This window comes from Deltaproteobacteria bacterium HGW-Deltaproteobacteria-2 (assembly GCA_002840505.1).
Taxonomy (GTDB): domain Bacteria; phylum Desulfobacterota; class Syntrophia; order Syntrophales; family Smithellaceae; genus Smithella.
This window is the reverse complement of the sequence record PHBC01000001.1, coordinates 161,433-171,081: the sequence shown is the minus strand read 5'-3', so window position 1 is coordinate 171,081 and position 9,649 is coordinate 161,433. Positions and strand designations below refer to the sequence as shown.

The window sequence follows — 9,649 nt, the reverse complement described above, 5'->3', positions numbered from 1 at the left end:
AAGGAGGAGGCGACGAGACGTATTGTACATACGTTGAGGATGCCGACGACGAAGCCAACAAAGATAGCGCTTTGATTTAGGAATGATAGGGAGTGTTCATGGCTGGTAATACCATAGGTAGTATTTTTCGCGTAACCACCTGGGGAGAATCGCATGGGGCGGCGCTGGGAGCGGTTGTGGATGGCTGTCCGGCAGGGCTGTCTTTGAATGAATCCGATATTCAGCAGGCACTGGATAGAAGAAAGCCTTCCGGCTCGGTTTCCTCCACGACAAGGAAAGAGGGTGACAAGGTTGAAATTCTCTCTGGTGTTTTCGAGGGCAAAACAACAGGCACCCCTGTTTCGTTAATCATTAGAAACGTTGACGCGAAATCGTCTTCTTACGATGAATTAAAAGATGTGTTCCGTCCGGGTCAGGGAGACTTTACCTATTTGAATAAATATGGAATCCGCGACTGGCGGGGTGGAGGACGCGCTTCCGGCAGAGAAACGGCTGCCCGTGTAGCTGCGGGAGCAATTGCCGCAAAGGTAATTGTCCAATCAGGCATTGATGTCATAGCTTACACACAGGCAATCGGCGCAATCGAAATTGACCGCGGCAGGATGCCGTCAGATAAAAATTTAAGAAAATCTGTGCTGGGGAATTCTCTTTTCTGCCCGGATGCACAGGCTGCAGCGGCAATGGAAAAAAAGATTGCGGTAGTTCGTAAAAAAGGGGATTCGCTGGGCGGAGTAGTGGAAATTGTCGCCAGTGGCTGTACAGCAGGTCTAGGGGAGCCGGTCTTTGATAAGATGGATGCGGATCTGGCCAAAGCTCTGATGAGCATCGGTTCGGTGAAAGCGGTGGAAATTGGCGATGGCATGGAAGTCGCTGGCAGAATGGGCTCGGAAGTCAATGATCAGATGAATAAAAAAGGATTTAAAACAAATCATGCGGGAGGAATACTCGCGGGCATAACAAATGGCGAAAAAATTGTGCTGAGGGCTTATTGTAAACCGATTCCTTCCATAGCGAAACCGCAACACACTATAGATTGCAGAGGAAAAGAAAGAATAATCGAAATTCAGGGAAGACATGATATTTGCGTTTTGCCCAGGATTGTGCCGGTTTGTGAAGCGATGGTGAACATTGTTCTGGCAGATCATTTACTAAGGCAGAAAGCGATAAGCGAATGAAAAATATTAAAGTGGGGATAATCGGCGGCACCAACGGCATGGGAAAATGGTTTGCCGGCTTGCTCAAAAAAGAAAGTTACACCGTCCATGTTTGCGGCAGAAAAACCAAGCTGGGTATAAGCGATTTAGCCAAACTTTGTGAGGTAATAGTTGTGGCCGTGCCTATTTCCGCCACTGCCGATATAATCAGAAAAGTCGGCCCGATGTTAAACAAAGATATGCTTCTGATGGATCTAACTTCGCTGAAAAAAGAACCGGTTAAAATGATGCTGGCTAATTCTCAGGCGGAGGTTATCGGTTGTCATCCTCTTTTCGGACCTCAAGTGAAAGATTCCTCCGGTCAGAATGTTATTTTGTGTCCGGCACGCGGGAAAAAGTGGTTGAACTGGCTCAAAGCTGTATTTAAAAAAAATAAACTGGCTGTCTGGGAAGCAACTCCCGAAAAGCATGATAAAATGATGGCTGTTATTCAAGCGCTCAATCATTTTAACACCATTACCCTGGGAATGGCTCTTGCCCGGACGAATGTTACTCTTGCGGATGTAAACAAATTTTCTACACCTATTTTTCGGACAAAGTTGGACATTATCAGAAAAGTTTTCGTGGAAAGTCCTGAACTGTACCTTGATATAATAACGGGAAATCCGCAAACCGGTAAAATGCTGGATATCTACGAACAAGCGCTAAAAGATATCAGATCAAAAATTAAATCCGGCAATAAAACTGAATCTAAAAAAGCAATCAAAAAAACGGCAGAAAAATTATATGGAAGCAAAGATAAATAAAGTCGCTCAAATGATTGCGGCATCGAAAAAGTTGGTAGTTTTTACCGGAGCGGGCATTAGCACGGAATCAGGTATACCGGATTTCCGCGGCCCGGACGGACTCTGGACTAAAGTTGATCCCAATGATTTTACAATTGACAGGTTTCTTAATTCCGGCGAGACACGTACAAAAGTCTGGTACTACCTTGTGGAAGGCGGATTGATGATTAATGCCCAGCCCAATAGGGCTCATTTGGCAATAGCCGAACTGGAAAAAATGAACAAACTAAGTTCCGTCATTACGCAGAATATTGATAATCTGCACCAGAAGGCAGGAAATAATCCGAAAAAAGTTCACGAACTGCACGGCAATATGGAATGGCTGGTTTGTCTCGATTGCGGTGAACGTTATGATTTGGAACTTATAAGACAAAAACATCCATCGCCCGATCATTTTCCGGTATGTGAAAAATGCAAAGGTATTCTGAAGCCGGGCGTCGTCTTCTTTGGCGAAATGCTTCCGCAGGATACATTAAGGATAGCCGAGAGAGAATCAGAGCAATGTGATTTATTAATGGTGATAGGTTCTTCACTGGTTGTTTATCCTGCTGCCTATATACCGATTTATGCCAAGCAATCCGGCGCGAAGATTGTCATCATTAATATGGGCCAGACCGGTCAGGATGATATAGCCGATGTATTTCTAAACGCGCCGGCAGGAGATACAATGGACAGAATTGTAGCCAGATTGAAAGAAATAATGAAATGATACCAATTCTAAATCAAGCGCTATCTTTGTTGGCGTCGTCGTCTGCTTCCTCAACGTATGTATAATACGCCTCGTCGCCTCCTCCTAGCCGCCGCGATATCATCATTGATTTAGAATTGGCATAAATCTTTTAGTTAATTAAAACAATGTGCCTTATATTATTTGCTTATAAAGTTCATCCATCATACCGGTTAATCCTTGCGGCTAACCGTGATGAGTTTTATGAACGGCCGTCGCTCCCTGCGGATTTTTGGGAAGACCAACATAATGTGCTTGCCGGGCGAGACTTAAAAGAGGGCGGCACCTGGTTGGGTATTACCAAAGAAGGAAAATTCGCCGCCATCACTAATTATCGCGATCCGTCCGCTTTTAAAAGCAATGCTCCGTCGCGCGGCAGACTGGTCAGCCGCTACCTTATTGGTAAACAAAACGCCGCTGGGTATCTGGAAGACGTTTCCTCGCAAGCGGATAAGTACAACGGTTTCAATTTACTTATAGGTGATGATAATGATCTTTTCGTTTTCTCCAGTAACGGAGAAAAACAAAAGCTGAATCCAGGGATCTATGGTTTAAGCAATCATAACCTGAATACACCCTGGCCGAAAGTATCTCGGGGGAAACGTCTTTTGAAATCTACACTGGATCAAAAACGATCTGAATTAAAAAAAACATTATTTACTGTGCTGGCTGATCGCCATATTCCGCCGGACAGTAAACTACCCTCAACAGGTGTTGGTCTGGAATGGGAGCGGATATTATCTTCCATGTTTATTACAAGTCCTGATTATGGGACCCGTTCTTCCACGATTTTACTTATCGGAAAAAACAGGCGTGTCAGGTTTGTGGAGAAAGTTTTTGATGGACAAAAGGAGCCCTGGATCGAAAGCAGCTTTTCTTTCGTGTCGGGAAAAAAATGAAAAAGAAGTCAAGTAATGCTTATCCTGTTGAACCAAGGGTCGGAGTCGGGGCGATAACAATAAGAGATGGGAAAGTTTTGTTAGTAAAACGTGGGACAGAACCGAGTAAAGGACTTTGGGCAATTCCCGGAGGAACGTTGAAACTTGGTGAGAGTATGCAGGAATGTGCCGCGCGGGAAATTTTCGAAGAGACAGGCATAACGATAAAAGTCAGGGACTGCAAATACGTGTTTGATTTCATCGAATACGACAGCAAAAGAAAAATTAAGTTTCATTTTGTTATAGTTGATTTCGCTGCTGATTATGTTGCAGGTGTTCCCCATGGTGCGGATGACGCACTGGAGGCCCGCTGGTTTTCTCTGAAAGATTTACGGGAATTGCCGGTGGCAATAAATACTATTAATGCTTTAAAATCGGTTGGATTTTTTAAGTCGGATTAATTGCGGCGCCAACAAAAGGAGGATTGTATGAAGGTTGTTTATCACGAAGATTATAACGAAGTGTACTGTTCCGATCCTGCTTCCGCTTCCGGAAGAATTCAAGCCGTGGAAATGTCTCTGCGCGGAAAAGTAACTTTTGTTGAGCCGTCTGTGGCAGCAAAAGAAGATATTCTTAAAGTACATACTCCCGATCACGTCAGGTCGGTCGAGCGGGAAGGTGTCTATGATATTGCCGCACTTGCGGCAGGAGGTGCAATTAAAGCGGCGCAAATTGGTTTGACAGAACCCTGTTTTGCGCTCATCCGTCCTCCCGGGCATCATGCTTCAGCGGGTAGCGCCTGGGGTTTTTGCTATTTCAACAATATGGCGATAGCGCTGGAGAAACTAAAAAGGGAAAGTAAAATCAAAAAAGCTTTTATTTTGGATTTCGATCTGCATTTCGGGGACGGCAATGTCAATATTCTCGGGAATAAGGGATATGTGACAATCTATAATCCTGCCTCATCCAATCGCAATGAATATTTAAAAAATGTACAGGATGCTCTTTCTGAAACTGATGCCGATATGATTGCCGTATCAGCCGGTTTTGATAATCATGAAGACGATTGGGGTGGTCTGTTAAAAACCGAAGACTATAAATATATGGGCAAGCTGGTAAGAGAAACAGCAAAACGAAATAACGGCGGTTGTTTTAGTATCCTGGAAGGCGGCTATAACCACAGTGTTTTAGGTAAAAATGTCCTGGCGTTTGTCGAAGGATTGGAGACAAAATAATATTCTTATGAAATTCCTTCGTGGTAAGCTCGAGGAGTTGAGGCGCCTGATAATCCGGTCAACATGGATAGCCTCGCATGAGTATAATCCGCCTTACCTGTGGTCAAAGGGAATAAGTCAGTATTGCGATTTCAAAGGTCCTGAATCCTATTGGCGTGAAGAAACTGAATCATGCCAGCCGGAATCGTTTTTCCGTCAGCATTATGCCGGTGCCAACGGTCTTGTGTGGGTGAGATTAAGTACACAGTCAAGGGATGGAAAACCCTGCGATCTTGACAATTTTGTTCGTGGTGCTTTACCTATGATTCAAAAGCCGTTCGCTTTAATTACCACCGATGGTGATGCGTCTGTTCCTTCCGACATCAAAACGGTAACCGTCAGTGCTCTGCTTGATTGCCCCTGGCTTGTGTCCTGGCATACACAAAACTATGATGGCAACGGGCATCCTAAACTCGCTCCCTGGCCTATCGGAATTGACCTTCACACACCGCGTTTCTGCACAAGTCCGCGCCATCTCGTCGCACTGCTGGAGAGTATTCGCGCGCGTCGTTTGCCGCTGGATCAATTGCCACTCAGAGTATTTTGCGATCTGGGCGTAAGTCTTGCTTCGGAAGAAAGACGTCGGGCTGTTGCCGGACTTTGCAATTGCGATCATGTGGATTTTCTGGAAAAAAGTATTTCGCAAAGATCGATTTGGCGTCGCTATGCCGAATATCCCTTTGCCCTCAGCGTGCTGGGAAACGGGCTTGATTGTCATCGAACGTGGGAACTGCTTTATATGGGCACTATTGTAATTACAAAAACATCGTCTCTTGATAGCCTGTTCGAAGGTCTTCCGGTTGTTATAATTGATGACTGGAAAGAGGTTAGGGATAACCGAAATTTAAAGAAGTGGCTGCAAAAATACGGAACTCTTACTGAACGAAAAAATATTCAGAAACGGCTTGAACCAAGCAAATTGATTAACTCAATTCAAGAAACTCTGGTAAAGTTTGAAAATAAGAGCAGCGTTAATGTTGAGATTGCCTAAAATGAATTTTTTAGCGAAAGCTACAGCTACGTGTTTTAAATAAAAATGTTCTGGCATTACGTCGGGAGTCAGGGACAGAATAATATCAAGATAAGCTATTAAAATCGCTTTGGTTAATCCAGATAAACGCTTTTGCAATTTAAATAATTGCTTGATTTTTAGTTATCCTTATGAGAAATTTTTATTACAGCGGGAGTTAAATAGTTCAGAATAATTATTTGAAATCCTTAAGCAAAAAAAGGAGGTTTTTATGGACACAGCGAGAAGAATTTTCACCGTATTGTTTTTTAGCATGGCTTTATCGATATTTTGTTTAGGTAATTTTGTGCCTGCCTTTGGCGCCGAACCTCCTCAGACTCTGGACATGAAAGAAGTTAAAAACGATGACGGTATCAAAGGACTTACCGTTAACTTTTTCGTGAAGGGTAAAACTGAAGATGTTTGGAAATGGATAGGTAGCGTCGAACATCTCGGTAAGCTTTTCCCCGCGGTGAAAAAGGTAGTTAAAGTGAAGGACATTGATGCTAATACTATTTTATGGAATTATACTCTCGAGACTTCACTGGGAACAAAGATTTTTAATGTGAAACGCACTGTTGATGAAAAGAATTTTTCGGTAAAGTGGATAAGGACCGATGGAGATATGGACTATTACGGCGGAAGTTGGAAATTAATGGCCTCTGAGAAATACCCGGGCTGGGTTGACTGCACTTATTCCAATTTTGTAAACGCCGGTTGGTATATCCCGTATTTTAAAGTGATATCCACCAGCAAGGAAAACGCACAATCTATGGTTCCTTCATTAAGGAAAATGGTCGCGGGCAAATAGTAGCTAACGGAAGGTGGCTGGTGAATGGTGAGTAATAAAAACTTCCTACACTAGCCACCAATCTTTATGCACTATTTTACAGTTACATTTTTTTCTGTACTTACATCTGATTAAATTAATTAATAATCCCACCAGGTGAGCTTCATAATTATTTAATACAAGTGTGATTTAATCGGGGCGCATTCCTTTTCCAACAGGTGACGCAGTCAGATAAATCGCGGTATTGATCAGCGAACAAACGAAGTCACTCTAATTTTGATACTCCAAAACAATAGAAGAAGGTGAAAAATTTAAAACTTTTAAATCACTCTTTTGTTCAATACTGTTGGCCAGATAAATTATATTTTCCGGATAACTTACTGTGAAATCTCCCATCTGTTTTTCTTCGACTTCCGAAACCCAGACGATGCTTTGCAATAGTTCTTTTATTTCTTTGACAGTCTCTATATCATCTACATTGTTAACTTTAACGGTAACTTTCTTTGTGTTGTCTTTTATGTATTGGCCGATCTTGTCCAGAATTGCAGGTGCCAGATTTTGAGCCAATTCTTTCATGGCTTCTAAGGCCGCATCTTCCACTTTAGTGGCCACTCCTTTAGCCTCTTCAGTTCCCGTCGTTAAAATTTCCATGTTGCCGCTCTTGTTGTTTTTAGCGATTATCCGGTAAGTCAGCCGTACGGTCACATTATTAAAAAGCATGGAAGAAACATGGCTTATGTTTTCTCCTTTTTTCATGGAAATTGTATAATCAACTTTGCCGATAACAATTAAATTAGATAAAAATTTATACATTATACTGCGTAAATTTGACGGGTTACCGCTAAAAACAGTTTTTTCTATTTCCACCGCATCAATGACTTTTGCCGGAGCGACATCGACAACGGTATAGTTTTGTTCGGAGAGGATATCGATAAGAGTTTCGGAAAGAAGATTCGTTTCTTCAAATTCATTGCCGTTGCCGCCGGGTTTGCGTGCCGGAATAAAAACAGCAATAGAATTATTTAATCCTAACCGGTAAACAGCTTCTCTGGCGCTGAAAGGATCCACGCAAGCGTTAATCTTTACGTTGACACTATCCGTGTCGTTTTTCTGGCCGATCACTTTATAACTTTTAATTGTACCGTCCGCTTTTGTTTTAATAATATCTTCCAGTAATGTGAAGTCTTGGATAAAACTGTACAATTTTATTTCTGTGTCAATGACCTCTTCAATTGCCGACCACTTGGCGCGAGTGGTGGCTCTCAGTTTGGCGGAAGAAATATCGTTATTGACAATAAATGATTCCGCTTCCGCATTAACGCATTTATCCTGGCTAAGGGCGTAGCTTGTTGGCCAGCAAAAAATCACTGAAAAGCAAAGTAAAAAATAAAAACTCTTCATAATACTAACTCGTTTTATGTCATTGATGGTAAAGATATATAAAAGTTGTTCGGCGATGCTAGCATAAAGTTGTAGGAGCTTCAATGTTCGGCGTCAGCGTGAAGGCAGCGATATTGAGGTAATTATGATACCATATATAAGGCGTAATAGTATTATTTGCCGATACAAAAGCTGGAGAATATCTTGTCCAGTATTTCATCATTTATTTTTTTCCCGGTTATTTCATCCAGGCTATCCAGAGCTTCACGCAAGTCGAAAGCGGCGAATTCAGCAGACATGCCATTGGCGATGCTTTCCTTCGCGTTTTGAATGTTTTTAAAGGCTTTTTCTATTGCCAGTTTATGACGCAGGTTGGTAATCATCACACTGCCGGCATTTACATCTTCGCTGCTGACAGATAAATCCGTAATTGTGTTTTTCAATTCGTCCAATCCATTGCCTAACTTTGCTGAGATATTCAGGATTTTTGTTTCCTGTGAAAATAGTTCTTTAATAATACTTTCTTCCCACTTCCGCGGCAAATCAATCTTATTAATTGCGATGATAATATTTCCCGATTTATTTTTATCAATAATAATTTTATCTTCGTCTGTCAGCGGTTTGCTTATATCCAGCATTACAATTACAACATCAGCGTTAGCTATACTTTCCCAGACAAGAGATATTCCTTCTTTTTCTATTGCGTTTTGCGGTTCTCTTATTCCTGCGGTATCAATTAAATGAACCGGAACGCCGTTGATGTTGATTGTATCCGTGATCAAGTCGCGTGTTGTTCCCGGAATATCGGTAACAATAGCTTTTTTCCTGCCGGTCAGGGAATTGAGCAGGCTGGATTTTCCCACATTTGGTTTGCCGGTGATTATGACGTTAATACCTTCGGCGTACGCTCTTGCCGAACTGTATGACGAAAGAAGCGATTGCATCCTTTCTAATGCCTGATTAATTTGCGGAGGTGTTCCCGTGATTTTTTCGCCGGATGTATCTTCGGTAAAATCGATGGTCGCCTCCATCAAAGCCAGAGCGTCGATCAAAAGAAGGCGCAGGTCTTCTATTTCTTTGGAAAGCGATCCTTTTAACTGGGAAAGTCCAATGGCATAAGCTTTTGCCGATTTGGCGCAAATCATTGCCGAGAGTGCTTCCGCCTGTGATAAATCAAGGCGATTGTTGAAGAAGGCGCGCTGGGAGAACTCTCCGTGGCGAGCCAGGCGGCATCCCAGTTCCTGCAGTTGTGAGAGAATGGACTGGATAATGATTGGATTGCCGTGACAGTTTATTTCTATAACATCCTCTCCCGTGAAGGAGTGGGGCTTGCGCATATAACAGATTAAGACTTCGTCGAGAATAGTTTTGCCATCGGCAGAGACTATATCGCCGTGGTATAAATGATGGGTTTCCCATGGACAGATTCCATTGGAGGGCTGAAAGATGAGACGGGCGATTTCGAGAGCTTCCGGTCCGCTGATCCTAATTACTCCAACTCCGGACAAACCGAAAGGAGTCGCAAGGGCTGCTATGGTATCCTGGCGGAGCACAGTAGAACACTTCCCCTTTATGTTGTGATCGTCAAATTA

The 9,649-nt window shown here is 42.8% G+C and carries 10 protein-coding genes; 8 read left to right on the top strand and 2 right to left on the bottom strand.

The genetic code is table 11. The features are described from left to right. The first annotated feature begins 98 nt into the window (after window positions 1-98). The 8 genes from CVU62_00800 to CVU62_00765 all read left to right on the top strand — a co-directional run bounded on the left by CVU62_00800 (window position 99) and on the right by CVU62_00765 (window position 6,698). On the top strand, window positions 99-1,175 hold the full coding sequence (locus CVU62_00800; protein ID PKN38771.1) for a chorismate synthase: 1,077 nt from the start codon (window positions 99-101) through the stop codon (window positions 1,173-1,175). Next, window positions 1,172-1,960 carry a prephenate dehydrogenase/arogenate dehydrogenase family protein gene (locus CVU62_00795; GenBank protein PKN38770.1) on the top strand — a complete coding sequence of 263 codons (789 nt, stop codon included), beginning with the start codon at window positions 1,172-1,174 and terminating at the stop codon, window positions 1,958-1,960. The genes CVU62_00800 and CVU62_00795 overlap by 4 nt, the downstream gene beginning before the upstream one ends. Beyond that, the gene (locus CVU62_00790; GenBank protein PKN38769.1) at window positions 1,941-2,708 is read left to right on the top strand and encodes a sigma factor regulator FecR; all 768 of its coding nucleotides are present in this window, start codon (window positions 1,941-1,943) and stop codon (window positions 2,706-2,708) included. Before CVU62_00795 ends, CVU62_00790 begins: the two co-directional genes overlap by 20 nt. A 146-nt stretch (window positions 2,709-2,854) precedes the next feature. Further along, window positions 2,855-3,625, top strand: a complete 771-nt coding sequence (locus CVU62_00785) for a hypothetical protein (GenBank protein ID PKN38768.1) — start codon at window positions 2,855-2,857, stop codon at window positions 3,623-3,625. Beyond that, the gene (locus tag CVU62_00780; GenBank protein ID PKN38767.1) at window positions 3,622-4,065 is read left to right on the top strand and encodes an NUDIX hydrolase; all 444 of its coding nucleotides are present in this window, start codon (window positions 3,622-3,624) and stop codon (window positions 4,063-4,065) included. Before CVU62_00785 ends, CVU62_00780 begins: the two co-directional genes overlap by 4 nt. A 27-nt stretch (window positions 4,066-4,092) precedes the next feature. After that, complete coding sequence (locus CVU62_00775) at window positions 4,093-4,839, top strand: acetylpolyamine aminohydrolase (GenBank protein PKN38766.1); 747 nt, start codon at window positions 4,093-4,095, stop codon at window positions 4,837-4,839. Between the two features lie 7 nt (window positions 4,840-4,846). Then, a complete protein-coding gene (locus CVU62_00770; protein PKN38765.1) occupies window positions 4,847-5,869 on the top strand; it encodes a hypothetical protein in 1,023 nt (340 codons plus the stop codon). 250 nt (window positions 5,870-6,119) lie between these two features. After that, window positions 6,120-6,698: a hypothetical protein gene (locus tag CVU62_00765; GenBank protein ID PKN38764.1), complete on the top strand. Its 579-nt coding sequence runs from the start codon at window positions 6,120-6,122 to the stop codon at window positions 6,696-6,698. 249 nt (window positions 6,699-6,947) lie between these two features. Here CVU62_00765 and CVU62_00760 read toward each other — a convergent pair whose 3' ends face one another. Beyond that, window positions 6,948-8,078 (bottom strand): hypothetical protein, encoded by a 1,131-nt coding sequence (locus CVU62_00760; GenBank protein ID PKN38763.1) that lies wholly within the window; start codon window positions 8,076-8,078, stop codon window positions 6,948-6,950. A gap of 152 nt (window positions 8,079-8,230) precedes the next feature. Next, complete coding sequence (gene trmE, locus CVU62_00755; GenBank protein PKN38762.1) at window positions 8,231-9,631, bottom strand: tRNA uridine-5-carboxymethylaminomethyl(34) synthesis GTPase MnmE; 1,401 nt, start codon at window positions 9,629-9,631, stop codon at window positions 8,231-8,233. Window positions 9,632-9,649: the final 18 nt, after the last annotated feature.

Bases quoted from the DNA above. Each gene is read 5' to 3' on its own strand.
- CVU62_00765 (PKN38764.1), top strand. From the start codon at position 6,120: ATGGACACAGCGAGAAGAATTTTCACCGTATTGTTTTTTAGCATGGCT.
- CVU62_00800 (PKN38771.1), top strand. From the start codon at position 99: ATGGCTGGTAATACCATAGGTAGTATTTTTCGCGTAACCACCTGGGGA.
- CVU62_00790 (PKN38769.1), top strand. From the start codon at position 1,941: ATGGAAGCAAAGATAAATAAAGTCGCTCAAATGATTGCGGCATCGAAA.
- CVU62_00780 (PKN38767.1), top strand. From the start codon at position 3,622: ATGAAAAAGAAGTCAAGTAATGCTTATCCTGTTGAACCAAGGGTCGGA.
- CVU62_00760 (PKN38763.1), bottom strand. From the start codon at position 8,078: ATGAAGAGTTTTTATTTTTTACTTTGCTTTTCAGTGATTTTTTGCTGG.
- CVU62_00775 (PKN38766.1), top strand. From the start codon at position 4,093: ATGAAGGTTGTTTATCACGAAGATTATAACGAAGTGTACTGTTCCGAT.
- CVU62_00770 (PKN38765.1), top strand. From the start codon at position 4,847: ATGAAATTCCTTCGTGGTAAGCTCGAGGAGTTGAGGCGCCTGATAATC.
- CVU62_00795 (PKN38770.1), top strand. From the start codon at position 1,172: ATGAAAAATATTAAAGTGGGGATAATCGGCGGCACCAACGGCATGGGA.
- CVU62_00785 (PKN38768.1), top strand. From the start codon at position 2,855: ATGTGCCTTATATTATTTGCTTATAAAGTTCATCCATCATACCGGTTA.